Here is a 22,858-nt window from a genome sequence, read left to right as displayed (position 1 = left end):
ATGGCTAATATGAAATTCCTATGTGACACCAAGCGTTGTATTGAATGTAACGGCTGTGTGACTGCATGTAAAAATGAAAATGACGATGCGCTGCAATGGGGTATCCAACGCCGTCGCGTCGTCACGTTAAACGACGGTCTTCCGGGTGAGAACTCGATCTCCGTGGCTTGTATGCACTGTACCGATGCACCTTGTATGGCAGTATGTCCAGCAGACTGTTTCGAGCGCACGGAGGATGGCATTGTGCTTCACAACAAAGATCTTTGTATCGGTTGTGGTTACTGCTTATTTGCGTGTCCGTTTGGAGCTCCTCAGTTCCCGAAACAGGCAGCATTTGGTGAGCGCGGCAAAATGGACAAATGTACTTTCTGTGCTGGCGGCCCTGAAACTGAAGACAATTCAGAAGAAGAGCGTGCTAAATACGGTGCGAATCGTATTGCAGAAGGTAAATTGCCGATGTGTGCCGAGCTTTGCTCAACCAAGGCTCTTCTAGCAGGTGATGCAGCGAAAGTGTCGGATATATTCCGCCAACGCGTTGTGGAACGTGGTGCTAAAGATGCCGGCTGGACAGATGGTAATGACCTAGCGTATGACGCAACGAAAAGCTAATGGAGAGAGCAATGGCTATTTTGTCTAAACAACAAGGTTTGCTTGGCTCTATCTTCCAATTACTGCTGCCGCTATTGGCAGCAGTGGTTCTAGTGATGTCGTTTGGTGTTCACGCTGAAGAAAGCAAGAGCAATAAAGTTGTTCAAGGTGAGATGACACAGCTCGCTGGAGCGGACTATTGGCGCATGGTAAAGGAAGGAGTAGAGGGTACAACGACCTCCGCTTCTCCTGAACACGGTGTGTTGATTAGTACTCCGGGTGAGACGTGGTACATCTTAAAAGAGAAGTGGATGTCGCCTGCGGGAGCAGTTGCCATTTTTGGTAGCATTACCCTCGTTATGCTGGCGTATTTCATCGGTGGCCCGATGAAATTGTCAGGTGCTAGAACGGGACGTAAACTGCAAAGATGGAGTCGAATGGACCGAGCGCTTCACTGGAGTATGGCGTTTGTATTTCTGACGCTTGCATTTAGTGGTCTTATGCTGGTTTATGGTAAGCACTTTATGAAACCTTATGTCCCAACTGACCTATGGGGCTGGACCGTATACCTAGCGAAACAATACCACAACTACATGGGACCTATGTTCCTCGTACTGCTAGTTGCACTATTAATCAAATGGTGGAGTAAATCTATTTTCACCAAAGTGGATGTACAGTGGTTTATGAAGCTTGGTGGCATGGCTGGGAAACACAAAGGCAGTCACCCGTCTGCGGGCTTCTCCAATGCCGGGGAAAAAGTACTGTTCTGGATGTTGATCATTGTTGGCGCTGTTGTTGCAGCGAGTGGGTTGATTCTTGATTTCCCTATCTTTGGTCAGACCCGTCGAGATATGGAATGGTCAAACCTAATCCACATGCTCGCCGCGCTGATCCTTATTTGTGGCTTTATCTTCCACATTTATATCGGTCTATTCGGTATGGAAGGGGCGCTTGAAGGTATGGTAACGGGTGAGGTTGATGAGACTTGGGCTAAAGAGCATCATGACTTATGGTATGAGGAAGTCAAACACGAGTTAGACAACCCTAAGCCTAAGGAAGAGAAAGCCCAACCCAGTGTTGACGCCAAAACACGTAGCGACCTGACTTAAGGAGAGTATTAGGATATGCAAGAACAACACAAAGGTATTTGGATAGCATATATTCTCAGCCTCTTTACGCCTTTCACTCTACTGATTTCAGGCGTGATTGCTATCGTCTATGCGGGCTATCGCCTTGATAAAGGCGAAGATAGTGACGTAGTCAATTCGCACTACTACGGGTTGATTAGGACCTTCTTCCTGAATCTAACTTTCTTTGTCGTTTTAATCGTAACAGTAGCGACTTCTAACGGACTACTAAAAGGCGTAACGCACTACTGGTATCAGGCGACTTGGATAGATCAGATTGCTAACTTTATCCCGTACGTGGGGATGTTGTTCGCATCAGTAGCGATTGTAGTCTGGATCATTCGAATGTTTGCCGGTATGAGTAAGCTTAAGCAAGACATCCCGATGACATTTGGTAAAGACGCGAAGCCAATTCAACAGCTTCCTTAATCCGTTTGAAGATCGACCAAAAGGGTTTGCAGTGTTTCTGCAAACCCTTTTTTATTGTTTTAATTACACATGGTTACATTTTTGCAACATAGTGGTGCACACCAATTTGGTGCGACTTCACTTATATGGTGCATTTCTGGGCTGGCTTGACTTTACTTACAAATAGCGACTTAAAATAAAAGCATTATTAATCAATAAAATAGACTAATTCTTCTCTCAATAAATAAATTGGAACGTTCTTTGCTCTATCAGTCGTTCAGATAAAAACGCATTCACCAAAATGGTGTATCGCAAAATGATGTAGCACGATTTTGGTGCGCACATTCAATCATCGATAAAGGAGTGATCGACACATGACCCCCTCGGTAGAGCACGTACACGGTGCCGTACAAACACTAACTCAAAGCTCAGATACGCTTTTCTTATTGCTGGGCGCCATTATGGTGTTCTTAATGCACGCTGGTTTTGCATTTCTTGAAGTGGGGACTGTCAGGCATAAAAACCAAGTAAACGCTTTGGTTAAAATATTAGCTGATTTCGGCGTGTCCGCTATCGCTTATTTCTTTATCGGATATTGGGTCGCTTACGGAGGCACCTTCTTCGCAGACGCAGAAACGCTTTCTCAAGGAAATGGCTACGAACTCGTTAAATTCTTCTTCTTGCTTACCTTTGCAGCGGCTATACCAGCTATTGTCTCTGGTGGTATTGCAGAACGCGCTCGATTTTATCCCATTCTTCTTGCAACGTTTTTCACCGTTGGATTAGTTTATCCATTATTTGAGGGTATGATTTGGAACGGTAACTTCGGGTTCCAAGGTTGGTTAGAATCGACATTTGGTGCGGGCTTCCACGACTTTGCCGGCTCAATCGTTGTTCACGGTGTGGGTGGCTGGATTGCATTAGTGGCGGTTGTCTTTCTTGGTATGAGAAAAGGGCGCATTCGTGCCGGTAAACACACTAACTTTGCTCCTTCGAATATTCCATTCTTAGCTCTAGGTGCGTGGATTCTGAGTGTAGGTTGGTTTGGTTTTAATGTCATGTCAGCCCAAACGTTAGAAGGTATTAGTGGTTTAGTTGCCATGAACTCGCTGATGGCGATGGTAGGCGGTATTCTTGCTTCTCTCGTCGTTGGTCGTAATGACCCAGGGTTTATTCACAATGGACCATTGGCTGGCCTAGTTGCGGTATGTGCGGGCTCTGATCTCATGCATCCAATTGGAGCTCTAATTACCGGCGGTGTTGCAGGTGCATTGTTTGTTTGGGTATTTACCTATCTTCAAAACAAAACCAAGATTGATGACGTGTTAGGTGTTTGGCCTTTACACGGTTTGTGTGGTGCTTGGGGTGGTATTGCCGCAGGTATCTTTGGTCAACAGGCATTGGGCGGTTTAGGTGGTGTTAGCCTTATGTCTCAAATTGTGGGCACAATTGCGGGCATCTCAGTAGCGGTTATTGGTGCGGGTCTTGTATACGGCATTCTCGATAAGCTAACAGGATTGCGCCTATCAGAAGAAGATGAGTTCAAAGGTGCTGATTTAGCAATTCATAAAATCTCTTCAACAAACGAAGACTGATTGATTACAAGAGCTAGCGATGAGTTCGTTAGCTCTTGTTCCTTTTACCTATTAACCTATTGAAGAACCGAAACTTCTTCCCAATTAGACTATCGTCTAATCCCCAAAACTATTGATGTTATTCGTTACGTGTTACTCTTGTGATAACAATAATAAGTTAGCACAAGGAAGGTCTATGAAGTTTCCCTACAAAAATGTCGTTGTTTTGACTGGTGCTGGTATCTCTGCGGAATCAGGCATTCAAACATTCCGCGCTCAGGATGGTCTTTGGGAAAACCACAGGATTGAAGATGTCGCTACGCCAGAGGGTTTTGTTCGTGATCCTGATCTGGTGCAACACTTTTACAATCAACGTCGCCGAAAACTGCAGCAAGAAAACATCTTGCCCAATGCAGCACATATCGCCCTAGGTCAATTAGAGAAAGAACTAGAGGGGAGTGTCACTGTTATCACTCAAAATATCGATAACTTGCATGAGAGAGGTGGTAGTGAAAACATCATCCACATGCACGGCGAACTGCTTAAAGCACGCTGTGAAGAGTCTGGGCAGGTTGTAGAAATGAAAGACGACATTATGACGGGTGATCTTTGCCATTGTTGCCAAATCCCTTCGCAAATGCGCCCTCATATTGTTTGGTTCGGTGAAATGCCTTTACGCATGGGCGATATCTACGCTGCCATTGAGCAAGCAGATCTGTTTATTTCTATCGGTACGTCGGGTGTTGTATATCCAGCAGCCGGATTTGTTCATGATGCCAAAATGCATGGTGCTCATACCATAGAAATTAACCTAGAACCGAGTGCAGTAGAAAGTGAATTTGAAGAAAAACGATATGGCAAAGCGAGTCTTGAAGTGCCAAAGCTAGTTAAGGAAATACTCGCTCTGCAAACACAAGACCACGCGGTATAACCTATAAATTTCATCGATTGACAAAAAAATAAGCCCTCCACTGGAGGGCTTATTTGTGTATGAAACAGTAGTTGGATTAGTTATCTACTTTTAGCTTTTGGAAGTACTCTTCATAAAGCGTACCTGCCTCGCCAACTTCATCTTGCCATGTGCCTGAATCCATGACTTCTTGAGGAGGGAAGACGTTAGGATCTTCAGCAAACTCTTTCGGTAGTAATGGATATGCGGATTTAACAGGAGTTGGGTAACCAATCTCTAAAGCAATCTTTGCAGCGTTTTCTGGGCGAAGTAGAAAGTCAATCATCTTGTGTGCCGCTTCAATGTTCTTAGCACCAGAAGGAATCGCTAGGCTGTCCATCCAGAAGATCGCACCTTTCTCAGGCCATACGATATCAATTGAAGCGCCTTCCTGACGAGCCATGTACGCAGAGCCATTCCAAAGCATACCAAGTGACACTTCACCAGCGAGGTAAGGGTTAGCAGGGAAATCTGAGTTAAATACTAGAACGTTAGGTACTAGTTTTCTCAGCTCTTCATAAGCGGCTTTGATTTCTTCAGGATTAGTTGTGTTTGGAGAGTAACCCAGCTTCGTCAATGCGATATGGAATACTTCACGAGAGTCGTCCATCATCATCAACTGACCTTCCCATTGCGGGTCCCAGAGGTCGCCCCAAGAGCTAACTGCTGAACGGTCGAGCATGTCAGTATTAATACCGATGCCCGTCGCACCCCAGATGTATGGGATTGAATATTTATTGTCTGGATCAAAAGGTTTGTCTAGATAGTTAGGATCCAAATCTTGGTAGTGTGATAGCTTCTCTTTGTCGATTTCTTGAAGCATACCTTCTTTACGCATTTTAGAGACAAAGTACGTAGAAGGTACCACTAAGTCGTAACCAGAGCCTTGCGTCTTAAGTTTCGCATACATGCTCTCGTTCGATTCGTAAGTGGAGTAGATGACTTTAATACCAGTTTCTTTGGTAAAGTCTTCTAGTACTTCGTTAGGAATGTATTCAGACCAGTTGTAGAAGTAAAGTTCTTCGTTGGCTGCAAACGCCGGGGTAGTGAAGAGAGTCGCCGCACAAAGTGCGCCTGCATACAATTTGCTTTTCATTACTTTTCCGTTTGTATTGGTAAACAAAGAGTCTCTTAGAGACATGACAATATGAGAACGTAGGGTTTCTCACACTACTTTGCACGCCACCATTATTTGATGTGCATCACAACATTATATCAGTCATTGATTAAATACTCTATGTAGGAATTTACAAAAATTAAACGTTTAGAATGATATAGGGTGACAGCCATAAAAAAAGGTGGCAATTGCCACCTTTAAAAATATCAATAAAACGAGTTACTGACCTGCTTTTAGCTTCAAGAAATAATCTTCGTAGATAACTGTACTATCGCCTACAGCATCTTGCCACTCCACGCGGTCTAGATCTTCTTGTGACGGGAACAAAGCTGGGCTGTCTTTAAACTTCTCATTCGATTCTTTAACCGCAGTTAAATAACCCGTGTCACGAGAAATTTGTTCAGCAATTTCCGGGCGCAGTAAGAAATCAATCATCTTGTGCGCCGCATCAACGTTTTTTGCACCAGAGCTAATAGCAAAGTTGTCTACCCAACCAATACCACCTTCTTTAGGGAAGACAAGTTTAATTGGCAAGCCCTCGTTTTGCGCTGCTGCAGCTGAGCCGTTCCAAAGCATACCTAGACCAACTTCACCAGACATATAAGGTGCACCTGGGTTGTCAGAATTGAAAACTAACACGTTTGGCATAAGTTTTTGAAGCTCGGCGTATGCTTCATCAATTTGAGCTTTGTCCGTCGTATTACCAGAGTAGCCAAGTTTGCGAAGTGCGATATGGAATACTTCTCGAGTATCGTCCATCATCATCAATTGACCTTCTAGCTCAGGCTTCCATAGATCAGCCCAGCTTGTGAACTCGTCTGGGTCATACATATCGGTATTGACAGCGAGACCTGTAATAGCAACAACGTGTGGAATAGAGTAGTCATTGTTTGGATCGTAAGGCTTATCCAAGTAGTTTGGGTCTAGATTGCTGAAGTTTGATAGTTTTGATTTATCAATTTTCTGAAGCATGCCTTCATCACGCATCTTTGCGACAAAGTAAGTTGACGGCACAACAAGGTCATAACCTTTATTGTGAGTCTTTAGCTTTGCATACAAGGTTTCGTTCGACTCATAAGTAGAGTAGATAACCTTGATACCGGTCTCTTTGGTGAACTGCTCAAGGAGATTACTGTTGATGTAAGGTCCCCAGTTCATGAACACGAGTTCTTTATCTTCTTCCGCACTAACTGCTCCAGAGAGAAGAGAAAGTGCACATGCACTACCAGCTAAAAAAGTAGCCCATTTTTTCATTGACGTTAGCTCCAAAACAAACGCTGCCGTTATGGCATAGATATAAAAAGAGCAGAATGACAACGCCATTCTGCTCCAGTCGGTAAAATAGCGGATTATTTCACTTTTTCTCTGGCAACTAGCTGTGATGCAACCACAAGTACCAAAGATACAATCAACATAAGTGTAGCCAATGCATTCACTTCTGGCGAAATGCCGACCTTAACCATCGAATAAATCTTCAATGGAAGGATTTCATAAGTAGGCCCGGTTACGAAAGAGCTCACAATGACATCGTCTAGAGATAGCGTAAACGAAAGCAACCAACCTGCTGCTACAGCGGGTTTTGCTAGTGGCAGGATAATCTGTTTCAAGATCGTCCATTCACCTGCGCCCAAGTCTTTTGCTGCCTCAAGCATCTTCACATCAAAGCCTTTCAAGCGGCTATATACTGTGACTACCACGAAAGGTAGACAGAAAGTGATGTGGGCAATTAGCAAACTAAAGAAGCCAAGCTGAGCACCAAGTACCAAGAAAATCGCGAGCAGTGAAATTGCCATCACGATATCTGGTGACATCATCACGATGAACAGCAAACCACTGACCGCTCCTTTGCCTTTAAACTGATAGCGGAATAGGGCAACTGCCGTCAAACTACCAATAATTGTCGCCGCGGTGGCCGAGAAAACCGCCACGTTGAGAGAATGCCATGCAGCTTGCATCAAACTGTCGTTGTTAACGAGTGCGTCGTACCACTTGGTTGTAAATCCGCCCCATTTCATACCAAATTTGTTGGCATTAAAGGAGTTAGCAATCAAAACAATGATTGGTAGATACAAGAACGCGTACACTACCGTCATAAAACTAAATCTTACAGCGCGACCCATTATTCGAGCTCCACTTTACGGTTTAAGAGCTTGCCTGCTCGGTAGTAGGCGTACAGCATGACAGCCATCGCTGCCGTAAGCGCGATACTTGTCGCAGCACCGAACGGCCAATCTCGAGCATTGAGTATTTGACTCTTAATCACGTTACCAATGAGAAGGTTCTTCGCGCCGCCCAATAGGTCAGCAATGTAGAACATTCCAAGTGCAGGTAGTAGCACTAACAAACAGCCACCGATGATTCCAGGCATGGTCAATGGCAGAATGACTCGAGTCAATGTTTGCCATTTGTTCGCTCCTAGATCCCTAGCAGCTTCGATATACGTGCCATCGAGTTTCTCAATCGCTGAATAAAGCGGAAGGATCATAAATGGCAACAGAATATAGACCAAACCGATCATAACCGCTGTTTCTGTGTACATGATACGCAGTGGCTTATCGATAATATCGAGTGCTAATAAGCTCTTATTTAGGATGCCTTGTGTACCCAGAACAATCTTTAATCCGTAGGTGCGGATTAAAGAGTTGGTCCAAAATGGCACAATAACCAAGAACAGCATAAATGGTCGCCACTTTTCAGGCATTTTTGCCACGATATACGCGAATGGGTAACCAACTACCAAGCAGATAAGCGTCGCCACGATCGCCATATAGAACGAGTGGAACAACACTTTCGCATAAAGAGGGTCGAGTAAACGCGCATAGTTCTCGAGTGTAAACGTCATCTCAATTAAGTTAGCTTCATCTCGAGTTAGGAAGCTAGTGCCGATGATCATCACGTTAGGAATTAGCACAAACAGTACTAGCCAACCGACAATCAGCGTAATGATGGCGTTCTGTAGATTAAATTTCTTGCTCATCTTTTAGCACCACTTCCCAGCTTTCAACCCAAGTTACGGCTACTTTTTGACCTAGCGAGTGGTCTACATCTGGATCATCTTCATTGAAGAATTCGCTGACCATAACACGCATGCCAGACTCAAGTTCCACAACAGAGTCCAAAGTCATGCCTTTATAAGTGCGCTCTGCCACGTGACCAACGATACCTTTATTTTCAGACTCTTTGATCTCTTCGATACGCAAGTCTTCTGGGCGAAGTAGAACTTGTAGTTTCTCGCCAGACTCAAAGGCTTTATCGTAGTAAACAATACTCTTCTGACCTTCGATTTCTGCATTGATACGTTTGTCATCGATACGGTCGATCGCAGTCGCGTTAAACACGTTAATTTCGCCAATGAAGCGAGCAACAAACAAGTTTTTAGGCTCTTCGTAGATCTCACGAGGAGAACCATCTTGCTCAATAACACCATCACGCATGACGATGATACGGTCAGACATGGACAAAGCTTCTTCTTGATCGTGCGTTACGAAGATAAAGGTGATGCCTAGCTGTCTTTGTAACTGCTTGAGCTCGATCTGCATCTGCTTACGGAGTTTGTAGTCCAGCGCAGACAGTGATTCGTCCAAAAGCAGAACCTTTGGTTTATTAACAACTGCACGAGCGATAGCGATACGCTGTTGTTGACCGCCCGAAAGTTGGTGCGGTTTACGTTGAGCCATTTTCTCTAGGCGAACCATCTTCAACGCTTCCAGAACACGTGGTTCTATTTCTGCATTTGGTACTTTTTGCATACGCAAACCAAATGCCACGTTTTCGAAAACGGTCATATGAGGGAATAGGGCATAGCTCTGGAAAACTGTGTTGACGTGTCTCTGTTCAGCAGGGACTTCCGTTACATCTTGACCGTCGAGGTTGAGTCTTCCACTGTCGACGGTTTCGAAACCGGCGATCATTCTAAGTACTGTGGTTTTTCCGCAACCTGAAGGACCCAATATAGTGAGAAACTCACCATGATTAACGTTTAAGTTAAGATTTGCGATGATTTCCTTACCATCGAAACTTTTACTCACACCAGCTAGCTGTACGACTGGTGTTCCTTCTGAATGTTTAGCGTTCAACGTCTGTTTTTCTCCACCTTGGCCAAAAATATAGCGGCCAGTTGCTATACACATTTAAGGCGCGCATCATAATCACCAATTGAGTGAAATCAAAGCATTTTCTTATCTCGAAACAGAAAAATTTTTGCAGGTAAAACTAAACATTATTTACCATACTAGGTTTATAGTGTAACGAGTTGAATGTTTTGCCTTATCAATTGGTTAATTATCACCCAAAAAGACTAGAAAGCAAGGTGATAACAGTGATAAAACAATCTCGTTACCGCTATAATGTCGCAGCCTTTTCAACGAAGAACACACGTTAGCAAAACGTGTAACTTGGAAAACTTATGAATAAAGACTTTGAAAGAGACTTCAATTTAGGTGGGACAATAGAGCGCGCCATTTCAGGGAAATACGAACTCAAAGCGGGTGCTGTGTTTCGAAGCATGGCAACAAACGATGAAGCATTTTTTATCTTTCTCACCTGCGATTGTAGCTCTGATTGTTGTACAGCTTGGTATTTTTTATATCGCTCTCAAGCTGCAACTTGGTGACCCTTCCGTAATATTGCAAGGGTTCCAAGACCCAAGCTTGCTTAACGAGGGTATTTTTCAAGCTATTTTCGTCGCGAACTTCAGCTATGAAGTTGTCAGCGCTCCGGTTTATGCCGGTATCTCTTTAATGGCGATGAGCCATGCCGCTGGCCTTACGACCAAACCAAGACATATCGCGAAAGGGCTTCAGTATACGGTTCCCGTGATCATCGCGACTCTATTTAGCCTTATGTTGCAAGGCATCGTTAGCATGATTTTACCATTCTTGTCGATGTACCTTTCTTTTGGCGTTCAGTCAGTCTATTCTGCTTATCTGTGAGAAGAAAGTGCCACCGCTGCAATCTTTGTTGCTATCGCTTCGCGCAGTAAATAAGAAGATTTTCGTGCTTTCGGGTATTTATCTACTCCTCGTACTCATGTTTATCGTCGGTGCTATGTTCTACGGAATCGGTTTGATTTTCGTTTTGCCATTCTTCTTCCACGTCAAAGGTATCCTATATCGTGAAATGTTTGGCATTACGTTGAAAATCGTTGCTACCGAAGACAATGGCTCTAGCGACCAAGATGGGGATGATAACGACCCAACGCCACCAAGTAATGACGACAAGCCAAACAAAAACCCAGAGGTATTTGATGCGTAAGTCGCATAAGTTTCTGTCTCTAGCCGCTCTCCTCACGGGGAGCGCTTTTTTATTCTTCTACGAAAAACACTCTGACGATGCTGATGACGAGGTGATATCGCTACCCGCGATCACCGAAGATAAACCCGATATCGCAAGCATCACAGACGTGAACGTGAAAAAAGAGACCTTTTTTAATTATCTACGTCCTGGCATTGCCATTGAAAATGCACGAATTGAAAAAGAAAGAAGACGTTTGCTTGCCATTAAAAACGCCCTGGATGAACAAGCTTTGACGAGCGAACAAGAGGCGACAGCGAAGCGACTAGGTAAGCTATATAATCTAGAACCTACAAACGTTGATTATGAGTGGCTAGACGCAATTCTAGCGCGCGTTGATGTTCTTCCTGAAGCACTTGTGTTGACTCAAGCAGCTAACGAGTCTGCATGGGGAACATCGCGATTCGCGAAAGAAGCAAATAACTACTTTGGTCAGTGGTGTTACACCAAAGGTTGCGGGCTGGTACCACTTCAACGTACAGAAGGCATGACACACGAAGTTGCCAAATTTAGCTCTCCACAAGGGTCTATTCACGGCTATTTTATGAATGTTAATCGTAATAGAGCGTATCAAGAACTTAGAGACATACGCGCATCTATTCGTGAGAAAGGAGCAGATCCGACCTCGGAGAAAGCTGCATTAGAGTTAACGAATGGATTACTTCGATATTCAGAGCGAGGTGAGGCATATGTCAAAGATCTACAAGCGATGATTCGACATAATGAGCGATTCTGGACAACACAATAATAATCAAAGCATAAGCACAATATGAAAGTAGTAAAATTAGCCCTTTTAGGACTGGCCGCATCAACCTTTGCGATTCCGACTCTAGCTCAAGAGTATATGTTCACCTATTCAAAGTTGTATTCTCAAATGAAGAACAACGCCAAAGAAGGTCATGAAGATGTCAAAGTGGCCTTCTTCTTCGTTGATGCCGACTCAAAAAACCTTTGTCCTATCGAAAAAGCTTGGATGGAGAAAGAGGAGCATTATGAAGAATTGCCACCAAGTCCAATCAACGAACTTGTTGTGCCATTAGATAACAACCTTAAATCTGCGAATCCGTTAGTGTTTGTTCATACTCCTGAAGACCTTCGCTGTGATTTTTCAATGGTAGTCATGACCACCGAACCTATGTCTGGCGAGGTGTCGTATGGCGAAGTTGAAACACTGTTACCCCAAATGCAAGTTATGCTAGAAGACTTAGGTGGCATGTTCGCTAGCTGGTTCACTCCGGATGTCGAAGGTATTACTTTAGAGTTTGCGCCTAATATAGAGGGTAAGGTTTCGTTTTCAAATGGTGGCTCTGTAGCATTACAAAATGGTAAAGCTCAAGTTCGCCTTAGCGACATAGGAGAGGGCGGTTATATGACCCTACCAGGAGAAACGATTCGAATCCTTCCTTATCTACCTGGCGCTGAGTAAACCATACGCTTATCTCATCATACACCTATCTCATATTGTTTGACTCCCAACCTAAAGGGGTCAAACAACCATTTAATCTTTTTCAAAAAGCTCGTATAATCCACGCCCCAGATAATTCCCAGTAGGAAATCCTATCGTCGACTTTGTCGGCAATGTGAGAGCACGTGATGAATCAGACAGATACAAGAAAAGAAACCCTAGAGTTCAACAAGCTTCAGAAGCGTCTTAGAAGAAATGTTGGCAACGCAATTATCGACTACAACATGATTGAAGAAAATGATGTGGTGATGGCGTGTATCAGTGGTGGTAAAGATTCGTTCGCGATGCTCGATATCCTATTGAACCTTCAAAAAGCAGCACCGATCAAGTTTGATGTAGTTGCCGTAAACCTTGACCAAAAACAACCAGGTTTCCCAGAGCACATTCTGCCAGACTATTTCGAAACTCTGAACATTCCTTACTACATCGTAGACAAGGACACCTACTCAGTGGTCAAAGAGAAAATTCCAGAAGGTAAAACGACGTGCGGCCTCTGTTCGCGACTTCGTCGTGGTACGCTTTATTCTTTTGCTGAGAAGATTGGCGCTACAAAAATTGCCCTTGGTCATCACCTAGATGATATTGTCGAAACCATGTTCCTAAACATGTTCCACGGCTCTCGCCTAAAAGCGATGCCACCGAAACTTCGTTCAGATGATGGTCGTAACGTGGTCATTCGCCCGCTTACGTACTGCCGTGAAAAAGATCTGATTAAATACGGAGAGCACAAAGAATTCCCAATCATTCCATGTAACCTATGTGGTTCTCAAGAGAACCTGCAGCGTCAGTCAATTAAAGCGATGCTGATCGATTGGGATAAGAAGACGCCAGGGCGTGTTGAAGCTATCTTTAAATCTATTCAAAACGTGAGCCCAAGCCAATTGGCTGACCGTGAACTGTTCGATTTCGTGAACCTTCCATTGGATCGTGAAGGCTCACGTGAAGAGTATGAGTTTAGTGAGGCGACGGTTTCTTCGACAAACATCGATGAGTCTATGTTTATTGATGTGACTAACGTTTAGTGCACAGCTAGATTGACGAAAACGCCCCTCATTGAGGGGCGATTTTTTATGCAGGTAACACAGCACTTAAGCTTAGTTTACCGTGGCTTGCCGGATTCTCGTGTCATTCCTGCGCAGGCAGGAATCTACTTGAGGCTTGGTGCGTGCGTTAAGTAGATCCCTGCGGCCAGTGGGGTGACGGAGTTATGGAGCTCAGTGAATCCTATCAGGCTTCACTTGGGTCGAGCGGGCTAATATAACCGTCTGGCTTAAGTGCCATTACATCACAGTTAATTTTATCGATTACATGCTCTGCTGTATTACCAATGAATACTGCGGATAAGCCAGTTCGTCCAGTCGTCCCAAGGATCACCATACCCGCGTCGAGTTGTCGGGCGACATCTGGGATGATGTCTTCGGGCAGACCCTGCTCAACAATGGTTTGCTCTTCTGAATAACCGTGTTTTTGACGCAGTGCTTTCATCGCCGTTAAATGGTGTCCTCTAACAGCATCTGTATAGGTCGCTGGGTCAAATTCAGGAAGCTCAATAGTGATGTTTGCAGGGGTAACAGGGTAGGCATTGACCAAATAGCCAGTCGCTCCCAAACGCTCGGTTAAACTATCAAGCTGTTTGACCATGCAGTCATTGAGATCAATGTGTGTTGGGTTTTCGGAACCGACATGCACAGAGGCAACAATGTTTGCTTTCTCTGGCCAGTCTGCATTTTTAACTAGAAGGACGGGCACTGGACATTTACGAAGTAAGTGCCAATCTGTTGGGGTGAAGATAACCGACTCCAAAATATCGTGCTTGCGTGTCGCTTTGATCACGATATCTTTTTTGACCCTCAAACACCTCTTCAACAATCGCCACATAAGGACGATTGTGCCAAACAACTTTGACATCAAGATCGAAACTGTCATCGAGGAATGGCTTCGCCACGTTCCTCATCCACTCTTCCCGCTGGTGAATTACGCCACGTCTCATTGCGTCACGCTCTTCATGAGACAACATAGAGGTCATGTCATAGGAAAAGTCGTAGATAGATAAGAAGAAAGAAATGTGGCTCCTAGATTTACTCTTCTTAGCAAGTTGAACCGCACGAGCAAGGGCAGGTTGCTCATCGCTATTAAGGTTCGCAACGACGAGGATTTTACTGTAGATGCTCATAGATACTCCCTACCTATATGGGCTATTACCTATAGATAACTTTAGCGCAAATCTATGAATCTTTGAATCTTTTTAGAAAAATTCGAAAACAGGGAGGGAGAAATTTGAAGTGGCTCATTATAGAGCCACTTAGGAAAGGATTATGAGTTTGAAATGAATAACGTATCTATTCTTTAGAAACGCCAGCCATTTCCATCAAAGCATCATGATCAATGATAGTGATGTATTTACCTTTTACACTCAGCACTTCTGACTTTTGGAAGCGACCCAGTAGGCGGCTGATAGTTTCAACCGTTAAACCTAGATAGTTACCGATATCACCACGTGTCATCGTTAAGCGGAACTCTCTTGGGCTGAAACCGCGCTGAGAGAAACGCGTTGAAAGGTTGTATAGGAATGCCGCTAAACGTTCTTCTGCATTCTTCTTAGAAAGAAGCAGAATCATTTCTTGGTCACCCTTAATCTCATTCGACATCAGACGCATGATCTGTTGGCGAAGCTTTGGCATTTTTCCAGATAGGTCGTCTAAAATCTCGTAAGGGATTTCACATACCATCGATGTCTCAAGCGCTTGAGCGAAGCTAGGGTGCTCATCACCAGTAATTGCGTCGAAGCCCACTAAATCACCTGCCAGGTGGAATGCAGTAATCTGCTCATCACCTTGCTCTGTGATTGTGTAACTCTTAATTGTCCCTGAGCGAATGGCGTACAAAGATTTTAGTTCATCACCAGCTTTAAATAGCTCCTGACCTTTTTGAATTGGTTTCTTACGCTCAATGATCTGATCGAGTTGATCAAGTTCAGATTCGTTGAGAGTAAAGGGGATGCAAAGCTGACTGATACTACAATCTTGGCAATGAATGGCACAACCACCAGACTGAATACGTTTTGCTACAGGCTTTTCAGAAATCATAACAACCTTTCACTATTTGATGTACATCAAGATTTTATCATTCATTACCCCCAAAGGGTAGCTAAAAAATCAATGATAAAACAATCATCTATTAGTTTGCGCTAAAAATCATCACTGATTCGTAACCTGTATATATGCCATAAACAAGTATCGAAACAGCAGCGATGTTGCGAAAAATGAGTGAATTTTGCAGGGATTTTAATTTTGTAGCGCTTGTTCCAACAAGCAGCATCGCGGGTAGGGTACCCAAGCCAAACGCCAGCATTGTGGCAGCTCCACCGAACGCGCTTCCCGACACCGCGGCCCAAGTTAAAACCGAGTATACAAGGCCGCAAGGCAGCCAGCCCCACAGAAAACCAAACGGTATCGCGTAGGCACTATGTTTTAGAGGAAGTAGTTTGTTCGCAATAGGTGAGACTCGCTTCCATAGCGACTGTCCCAGTTTTTCAACCATGAGCAAACCGTTCCACCATCGTCCGACATAAAATGCGAGCAGCACCATAAAGAATGCGGCGATGATACGAACAAATGCAAGTGCATGATTAAACTGAGAAAGCGATGCAATCCCTGCAATCGTTCCACCTACCACACTACCTATGAATGCATAACTTAGCAAACGGCCAAGGTTGTAATTCACAATAAGTGCAGCAGGGGTTTTATTCGATTGTCCTATGGAAAGTAGCGAAGCTATACCACCACACATCCCCATACAATGACCAGCACCGAGAAGGCCGACAGTAAATGCACCGAGGAGGTCAAGATTCACTCTCGTTTCCTTCTTTGGTCTTCTCTTTCTTACGCTGTTGATGCGTAGCCTCAGTCTCTTCATCAAACAAGATGTTGTGACCCTGGCGTTCTAAATCTTCAAACTGCTCGCTTTTCACTGCCCACAAGAAGATCGCGACCGCTACGCACACTAGTACAATAGCAATGGGGATGAGGATATAGATACTTTCCACGTTACTTACCTTCTTCTTTTAGCAAGCGTAGCGAGTTTGACACCACGATAATTGAACTACCAGACATGCCGACTACGGCAATGTAAGGTGCAACCAGGCCGGCAACCGCGAGCGGTAGAATGAGAAGATTATACCCTAAAGACCATGCGAGGTTCTCTCGAATAATCTTGCGAGTTCTTAAAGCAAGTTCGCGGGCTGTCAAAATCTTATCGAGTCGGTCGCCTAGCAGTACCAAATCGGCAGACGCTTTTGCTACGTCCGTACCACCACCCATCGCAATAGAGAGGTGAGCCCCGGCTAAAGTAGGCGCATCGTTAATGCCATCACCAATCATCATTGTTACGTCTGAGCTATCCAAAGACTTCAAATAATCAAGCTTGTCGCTCGGAGAAGCGCTAGCAACTACGTTATCAATACCAACACTATCAGCTACAGGCTTGGCATTTGCTAACGTGTCGCCGGTTAATAGCGTTGTCTTAACGCCAGCTGCACGCATTTTGTTGATAAAGTCTGCCGCTTCTTTACGAATGGGATCGCGATACTCGAAGGTTGCAACGTGTGTGTTATTTATTGACATATAAACACTGTTTCGAGCGTCATCTTCTCTGCCTAATACAAAAAGCGCATTACCTATCTTCACAGAGTCAGAATCCACCATTCCTTTAAGACCTGAGCCGATAACATTCTCGACATCGCTGACTTCTACATTTCGGTCTAGATAAGGTTTGAATGCACGCGCAATAGGGTGGTTTGCATGGCTCTCAATGGAGGCGGCAATTTTCAGTAACTGACTTTCTTCAAACTCACCTAGAACAGTCGTTTTAGCAATCTCAATATCACCATGCGTCAATGTACCGGTTTTATCGACTACCAAATGATTTACTTTACACAGCGTTTCGAAGACATGACCGCGTCGCGACAAGATCCCTAAGGTGCCCATTCTCGAGCTCGAACACGTAATTGCGGTAGGGGTCGCAAGAGATAAGGCACAAGGGCACGTCGCGACCAATACAGATAGCATTATCCAGAATGCATCATCTGGTTTGCTTTGATGCCAGAAGAACCAGGTGCCGGCCGCTATGATTAGAATAATGGCAACGAAGTAGCGGGCAACAATGTCCGCGATCTCAGCGATTTTAGGCTTACTGAGCTGAGCTTCATCTTGCAAGCGAACGATGCTGGAGATCATCGAATCTGCTTTAGTCGAACGCACCTCTAAATCAAATGCTTCGTCTCCATTGAGCGTACCTGCATAAACAAAGTCGTCTTTGTTTTTTACGACAGGTAACGACTCACCCGTAAGCATAGATTCATCAATATGAATACGACCATTAAGCACAACGCCGTCTGCTGGAATATGTTCTCCGGGTAGGACTTTAATCTGATCACCAATCTGTAGAGATTTTACCGGAACTTGGTCGCCATTAAGTTTATTGGCGATAGCGGGAATAAGCTTTAATAAGTTCCCACTTGCCGCCGCAGCTTTACGGCGAGCACGCATTTCCAAATAACGTCCAACCAATAAGAAAAAGGTGAACATAGAAATCGATTCAAAGAACACTTCGCCTTTTTCTGCCACCGTCGCAACAAGGCTAGCGACGTAAGCGAGGATCAACGCAATGGAGACGGGGACATCCATCCCAAGCGTACGGCCTTTAATACTGCGCCAAGCATTGATGTAGAAGGGTAGCGCAGAATACAAAAGAACCGGCGTAGCAAAGATCAAACTTACCCAACGGAAGTAGTTTTTGAATTCAGGCTCTAAATCACCGAATACTTCAAGGTACAGGGCAACGGCAAGCATCATGACCTGCATGGTTGCAAGGCCCGCAATACCTAATCGATATAGATATTGCTTCATAGTTGCATGATAAGCCGCTTCTTGCTTATCTGCCTCGAAAGGTGCGGCTTTATAGCCAAGGGCGTGAATAGAAGAGAGGAGTTGGCTAAGTTGCGTCTTGGTTTTATCCCACTGAAGCAAAGCCCGATTAGTCGTGGTGTTTACGCGTATAGAGACAACACCCGGCTCTACTGTCATTCGTTTTTCAATCAACCAAGCACAGGCCGCACAAGAAACGCCCTCCAGTGACAGCGTCACTTCTTTTGTGTCCTCGTGGTTCCTCACAAACTCGGCTTGTACGTCCTCGTTGTCGTAATGAATTAATGACCGTAATTGTTCTGGAACGAGATCTGCTTTCTCGGCAGGTGCCGTTCGATATTGATAGTAGGACACTAGGCCGCTATCAACGATGGTTTGAGCCACGCTTTCGCAGCCAGGACAACACATGTCCCGCTGCTCTCCTAAGATATCTACGCTGAAGTTCGTGTTGGCTGGTACATCTTCACCGCAGTGATAACACGTCTTACACATAATCTAATCTAACAACACTACATCGGTTTCAGTTGGGAAAGTGACTCGTCCTTGCACCATCCATGCTTGATCATGAGGCTGGAGCTCTACAAACCATGGCCCTTGCACTTCATGATCAAGCACAAGACGATACGTACCTCGAGCATCGGCAGTAAGCAGTTTTTCGAAGTCTCTATCTGGTAATGTGCGGTGTGTAAAGGTAGCAGTTAGGGCTGGAAAGTGGGGCAGCTGACCTTTTTGAAGGGTAATAAGAATCGTGTCGCCAGAGGATGAAACGGTCGCATTTAACCCCATTTCTTTAGCGACATTAATCTTGGTTAGGTCGACGTTAATTCCCTTACCTTTTTTATAATAATCCTCAGCAACAAGGTTAACTTTGTTGTCCAGCAACAGGGAAATTCTGTAGAAGGTAGCAATCACAACGACTAGTGGCAACGCGATCAGGAACCACGGCCAAAATTGTTTATACCAAGGCTTTATCATAAAAAAAGTTCTCAACAACTGACTAAGAAAGAAATTATAATTTTTCTAGAAAAGACAGCCCCTTACAAGGGGCTGTTATTGAAATGTTACTTATTTGTCGGAATTACTTAGGCTCCAAACGTACGCTGATACTAGCTGTACTTTTTCTTCACCTAAAATGTCTTTCCATGCTGGCATTACACCAGAACGACCGTTCATTACAGTCTCTGTAACGGCGGCACGTGAATCACCAAACAACCAAACTTGGTCAGTAAGGTCAGGCGCACCAACAGCAGGGTTACCCTTACCATCAGTACCGTGACACGCAGCACAAACGACAAAGCGTGCTTTACCCGCTTCTGCTTCACGCGCGTTCACTTTACGACCAGATAGGCTTAGTGTGTAGCTAACTACTTCACGAACACCATCTTCACCTAGCGCTTCTTTCCACGCAGGCATCTGACCAATGCGACCTTGCATAACCGTAGTGACGATAGCTTCAGGCTCACCGCCGTATAACCAAGCGTCATCCGTTAGGTTAGGGAAGCCAGTTTGACCACGAGCATCAGAACCGTGACATTGTGAACAGTTTTGTAAGAACAAACGTTGACCTACTTTAATTGCTTCACTGTCAGCTGCAATTTCAGGGATAGGGCGCAGTGCTCCATCCGATGTCTTCGCTAGACGGTTAAATGCTTCGCCAAAGTACGCTTCTGCATCATCAAGCTCTTTCGCATACTGGACAAGCGTTTTGTTTTGCTGCGCAGCGGCGATTGAGGCTTTTGACTCTTCAATTGAGCGTACTGTTTGGTCAGAACTTTGCCAACCTAGTAAGCCTTTATAGTTGCCCAGTCCTGGGTACATTGCAAGGTATATGGCTGCGAAGATAAATGTACCAACGAACAAATAAGTCCACCACTTAGGTAGTGGGTTGTTCAGTTCACGAATACCATCGTACTCGTGCCCCATATCTTCACCTTCTTCGACACCCATTTTGTCGCGAACACACCAATACAGGATGGCTGCACAACCAAGCAACGTACCGACTGTGATGACAATAATCCATAGACTCCAGAATGTAGTCATTACTTAGTCACTCCTTTTTCTTCGGAGGTAGGTTCCTTTTGCTCATCTGCAAAAACTAAGTTTGCATCTTCCTCAAATCGTGCTTTGCGGCTTTTGCCAAAGGCCCACCACACAACACCAAAAAAGCTAACGAACAAAACTATGGTCCAAATACTGTGAATAGTACCGATATCCATAAGCCCCTCCTTATTTCATCGCATGGCCTAAAGATTGAAGATAAGCAATGATGGCGTCCATCTCTGTCTTACCTTCTACGTCTTTAGATGCGTTTGCGATTTGCTCATCCGTGTATGGAACGCCAAACTGGTTACGGAAGATCTCAAGTTTCTTCTGTGTCAATTTGCCATCCAGTACGTTTTCCTCTAGCCAAGGGAAACCTGGCATGTTTGATTCAGGAACCAATTCACGAGGATCGATCAGGTGAACACGATGCCATTCATCAGAGTAACGTCCACCAACACGGGCGAGGTCTGGACCAGTACGCTTAGAACCCCATAGGAATGGGTGTTCCCAAACGCTTTCACCGGCGACAGAGTAGTGACCGTAACGCTCAGTTTCTGAACGGAAAGGACGAATCATTTGGCTGTGACATACGTTACAACCTTCACGAATGTAAATATCGCGGCCTTCCATTTCTAGTGCACTGTACGCACGTAGGTTTTTCACAGGTTCAGTGGTTTGCTTTTGGAAAATCAACGGTGTGATTTCAACAAGTGCACCCAAGCTGATTGCGAATACGATTAAAATAGCCAGTAAGCCAACGTTACGTTCAACGACTTCATGGCGATTGTTAGAGTTTGAGCTCATCTTTAATCTCCTTAAGCCGGTTGAGGGATAGCTTTCAAGCTACCTTTGGTTGCTGTCACTGTCTTATACGTGTTGTATGCCATTAAGAACATACCCGCCAAGAAGATGAAACCACCAACGAAACGAACGAAGTAGAACGGGTAAGACGCTTGTACAGACTCAACGAAGCTGTAAGTTAGCGTACCGTCCGAGTTAACCGCACGCCACATCAGACCTTGCATTACACCAGAAATCCACATCGCAACGATGTACAGAACGGTACCGATAGTTGCTAGCCAGAAGTGGGTGTTAATAAGGCCTACAGAGTACATACGTTCTTGACCGAATAGACGAGGTACTAGGTGGTAAACCGAACCGATAGATACCATCGCAACCCAACCTAGAGCACCCGAGTGCACGTGACCGATTGTCCAGTCTGTGTAGTGAGATAGTGCGTTAACTGTCTTAATAGACATCATCGGACCTTCAAACGTTGACATACCGTAGAACGATAGAGAAACGATCAAGAAACGAAGAATTGGGTCGTAACGCAGCTTATGCCAAGCACCAGACAATGTCATGATACCGTTGATCATACCACCCCAAGAAGGCGCGAATAGAACCAAAGACATCACCATGCCTAGAGACTGAGTCCAGTCTGGTAGAGCTGTATAGTGTAGGTGGTGAGGACCAGCCCAGATATACAGAGAGACAAGCGCCCAGAAGTGAACGATCGATAGACGGTAAGAGTAAACAGGACGTTCAGCTTGCTTCGGTACGAAGTAGTACATCATACCCAAGAAACCGGCTGTAAGAAGGAAACCTACCGCGTTATGGCCGTACCACCATTGAACCATCGCGTCGACAGCCCCTGAATAGACGGAGTAAGATTTACCCATCGATACAGGAATTGCCATGCTGTTCACAATGTGAAGAACAGCGACGGTGATGATGAACGCACCAAAGAACCAGTTCGCTACATAGATATGTGACGTTTTACGCTTGATGAGCGTTCCGAAGAACACAATAGCGTAAGACACCCATACCACTGCAATAGCGATATCGATTGGCCATTCTAATTCTGCATACTCTTTACCAGAGGTAAAACCTAACGGCAGAGTAATTGCAGCGGCTAAAATAATTGCTTGCCATCCCCAAAAGGTGAATGCGACAAGAGGGCCTCCAAATAATCTCGTTTGACAGGTACGCTGCACAACATAATAAGACGTTGCAAACAGAGCACTGGTACCAAACGCAAAGATTACCGCATTAGTATGCAAAGGACGTAAACGACTGTACGTCAACCACGGCGTATCAAAGTTGAGCTGTGGCCAAACTAATTGAGCGGCAATCAAAACACCTACTGCCATACCAACAATACCCCAGAGAATCGTCACTAATGTGAACTGGCGTACGACGGTATAGTTGTAGACTTGTTCAAGCTGCTTTTCTTGGCTCATTAACATGCTTCCAATTTTCTAATTAACTACACTTTACTTCCAACACGACACATGTCGTAATGCTACCCAACCCATCAAAAGAACTAACGCTTAATCAAAACGTTACTTCTCTTGCCGGATTTAACAAA

22 protein-coding genes and 2 pseudogenes are annotated in these 22,858 nt (G+C 44.7%); 9 read left to right on the top strand and 15 right to left on the bottom strand.

The window, feature by feature from the left end; all coding sequences use genetic code 11:
* The 5 genes from fdh3B to cobB all read left to right on the top strand — a co-directional run bounded on the left by fdh3B (window position 1) and on the right by cobB (window position 4,628).
* Window positions 1-609 (top strand): formate dehydrogenase FDH3 subunit beta, encoded by a 609-nt coding sequence (gene fdh3B, locus AC6I8Y_RS08240; protein WP_042501521.1) that lies wholly within the window; start codon window positions 1-3, stop codon window positions 607-609.
* An 11-nt stretch (window positions 610-620) separates the two neighbouring features.
* Window positions 621-1,697 carry a formate dehydrogenase subunit gamma gene (locus AC6I8Y_RS08235; protein WP_252014483.1) on the top strand — a complete coding sequence of 359 codons (1,077 nt, stop codon included), beginning with the start codon at window positions 621-623 and terminating at the stop codon, window positions 1,695-1,697.
* Window positions 1,698-1,712: 15 nt separating this feature from the next.
* Window positions 1,713-2,144 (top strand): hypothetical protein, encoded by a 432-nt coding sequence (locus tag AC6I8Y_RS08230; protein ID WP_234496006.1) that lies wholly within the window; start codon window positions 1,713-1,715, stop codon window positions 2,142-2,144.
* 353 nt (window positions 2,145-2,497) lie between these two features.
* Window positions 2,498-3,718, top strand: coding sequence for an ammonium transporter (locus AC6I8Y_RS08225; protein WP_234496007.1), 1,221 nt, complete (start codon window positions 2,498-2,500; stop codon window positions 3,716-3,718).
* A gap of 175 nt (window positions 3,719-3,893) precedes the next feature.
* Window positions 3,894-4,628, top strand: a complete 735-nt coding sequence (gene cobB / locus AC6I8Y_RS08220) for a Sir2 family NAD+-dependent deacetylase (protein WP_234496008.1) — start codon at window positions 3,894-3,896, stop codon at window positions 4,626-4,628.
* A gap of 76 nt (window positions 4,629-4,704) precedes the next feature.
* Here the strand turns inward: cobB and AC6I8Y_RS08215 are convergent, their stop codons facing one another.
* The 5 genes from AC6I8Y_RS08215 to potA form a co-directional block, all read right to left on the bottom strand.
* Complete coding sequence (locus tag AC6I8Y_RS08215) at window positions 4,705-5,742, bottom strand: extracellular solute-binding protein (RefSeq protein WP_234496009.1); 1,038 nt, start codon at window positions 5,740-5,742, stop codon at window positions 4,705-4,707.
* Between the two features lie 240 nt (window positions 5,743-5,982).
* Window positions 5,983-7,017, bottom strand: coding sequence for an extracellular solute-binding protein (locus AC6I8Y_RS08210; protein WP_234496010.1), 1,035 nt, complete (start codon window positions 7,015-7,017; stop codon window positions 5,983-5,985).
* 95 nt (window positions 7,018-7,112) lie between these two features.
* Window positions 7,113-7,883: a spermidine/putrescine ABC transporter permease PotC gene (gene potC / locus AC6I8Y_RS08205; RefSeq protein WP_498021392.1), complete on the bottom strand. Its 771-nt coding sequence runs from the start codon at window positions 7,881-7,883 to the stop codon at window positions 7,113-7,115.
* Window positions 7,883-8,740, bottom strand: coding sequence for a spermidine/putrescine ABC transporter permease PotB (gene potB, locus AC6I8Y_RS08200; protein ID WP_042472986.1), 858 nt, complete (start codon window positions 8,738-8,740; stop codon window positions 7,883-7,885). Before potB ends, potC begins: the two co-directional genes overlap by 1 nt.
* The gene (gene potA / locus AC6I8Y_RS08195) at window positions 8,724-9,893 is read right to left on the bottom strand and encodes a spermidine/putrescine ABC transporter ATP-binding protein PotA (protein ID WP_234496011.1); all 1,170 of its coding nucleotides are present in this window, start codon (window positions 9,891-9,893) and stop codon (window positions 8,724-8,726) included. The genes potB and potA overlap by 17 nt, the downstream gene beginning before the upstream one ends.
* Before the next feature lie 275 nt (window positions 9,894-10,168).
* Here potA and AC6I8Y_RS08190 point away from each other — a divergent pair.
* From AC6I8Y_RS08190 to ttcA, 4 genes and pseudogenes are all read left to right on the top strand, one after another.
* A pseudogene (locus tag AC6I8Y_RS08190) lies at window positions 10,169-11,016 on the top strand (hypothetical protein).
* Window positions 11,009-11,803: a glucosaminidase domain-containing protein gene (locus AC6I8Y_RS08185; RefSeq protein ID WP_498021390.1), complete on the top strand. Its 795-nt coding sequence runs from the start codon at window positions 11,009-11,011 to the stop codon at window positions 11,801-11,803. The pseudogene AC6I8Y_RS08190 and the gene AC6I8Y_RS08185 overlap by 8 nt, the downstream one beginning before the upstream one ends.
* 21 nt (window positions 11,804-11,824) lie before the next feature.
* Window positions 11,825-12,481: a DUF2987 domain-containing protein gene (locus AC6I8Y_RS08180; protein WP_498021389.1), complete on the top strand. Its 657-nt coding sequence runs from the start codon at window positions 11,825-11,827 to the stop codon at window positions 12,479-12,481.
* Between the two features lie 167 nt (window positions 12,482-12,648).
* On the top strand, window positions 12,649-13,542 hold the full coding sequence (gene ttcA, locus AC6I8Y_RS08175; protein ID WP_498021388.1) for a tRNA 2-thiocytidine(32) synthetase TtcA: 894 nt from the start codon (window positions 12,649-12,651) through the stop codon (window positions 13,540-13,542).
* 205 nt (window positions 13,543-13,747) lie between these two features.
* Here the strand turns inward: ttcA and uspE are convergent.
* The 10 genes and pseudogenes from uspE to ccoN form a co-directional block, all read right to left on the bottom strand.
* Window positions 13,748-14,693: pseudogene (uspE, locus tag AC6I8Y_RS08170) on the bottom strand (universal stress protein UspE).
* Window positions 14,694-14,859: 166 nt separating this feature from the next.
* The gene (gene fnr, locus AC6I8Y_RS08165; RefSeq protein ID WP_042472995.1) at window positions 14,860-15,606 is read right to left on the bottom strand and encodes a fumarate/nitrate reduction transcriptional regulator Fnr; all 747 of its coding nucleotides are present in this window, start codon (window positions 15,604-15,606) and stop codon (window positions 14,860-14,862) included.
* A gap of 91 nt (window positions 15,607-15,697) precedes the next feature.
* On the bottom strand, window positions 15,698-16,372 hold the full coding sequence (locus AC6I8Y_RS08160) for a sulfite exporter TauE/SafE family protein (protein WP_234496015.1): 675 nt from the start codon (window positions 16,370-16,372) through the stop codon (window positions 15,698-15,700).
* Complete coding sequence (gene ccoS, locus AC6I8Y_RS08155) at window positions 16,362-16,565, bottom strand: cbb3-type cytochrome oxidase assembly protein CcoS (protein WP_234496016.1); 204 nt, start codon at window positions 16,563-16,565, stop codon at window positions 16,362-16,364. Before ccoS ends, AC6I8Y_RS08160 begins: the two co-directional genes overlap by 11 nt.
* A gap of 1 nt (window position 16,566) precedes the next feature.
* Window positions 16,567-18,936, bottom strand: coding sequence for a heavy metal translocating P-type ATPase (locus tag AC6I8Y_RS08150; RefSeq protein WP_498021387.1), 2,370 nt, complete (start codon window positions 18,934-18,936; stop codon window positions 16,567-16,569).
* Window positions 18,937-18,939: 3 nt separating this feature from the next.
* Window positions 18,940-19,419: a FixH family protein gene (locus AC6I8Y_RS08145; RefSeq protein WP_252014470.1), complete on the bottom strand. Its 480-nt coding sequence runs from the start codon at window positions 19,417-19,419 to the stop codon at window positions 18,940-18,942.
* A 90-nt stretch (window positions 19,420-19,509) separates the two neighbouring features.
* Window positions 19,510-20,484 carry a cytochrome-c oxidase, cbb3-type subunit III gene (ccoP, locus tag AC6I8Y_RS08140; RefSeq protein WP_128648507.1) on the bottom strand — a complete coding sequence of 325 codons (975 nt, stop codon included), beginning with the start codon at window positions 20,482-20,484 and terminating at the stop codon, window positions 19,510-19,512.
* A complete protein-coding gene (locus AC6I8Y_RS08135; RefSeq protein ID WP_128648508.1) occupies window positions 20,484-20,660 on the bottom strand; it encodes a cbb3-type cytochrome oxidase subunit 3 in 177 nt (58 codons plus the stop codon). The genes ccoP and AC6I8Y_RS08135 overlap by 1 nt, the downstream gene beginning before the upstream one ends.
* A 10-nt stretch (window positions 20,661-20,670) precedes the next feature.
* Window positions 20,671-21,291: a cytochrome-c oxidase, cbb3-type subunit II gene (ccoO, locus tag AC6I8Y_RS08130; protein WP_006074497.1), complete on the bottom strand. Its 621-nt coding sequence runs from the start codon at window positions 21,289-21,291 to the stop codon at window positions 20,671-20,673.
* A gap of 11 nt (window positions 21,292-21,302) precedes the next feature.
* A complete protein-coding gene (gene ccoN, locus AC6I8Y_RS08125; RefSeq protein WP_042473011.1) occupies window positions 21,303-22,730 on the bottom strand; it encodes a cytochrome-c oxidase, cbb3-type subunit I in 1,428 nt (475 codons plus the stop codon).
* Window positions 22,731-22,858 lie beyond the last annotated feature (128 nt).

The organism is Vibrio sp. KUL78 (assembly GCF_059725505.1).
This window is presented reverse-complemented; position numbering and strand designations above follow the sequence as displayed.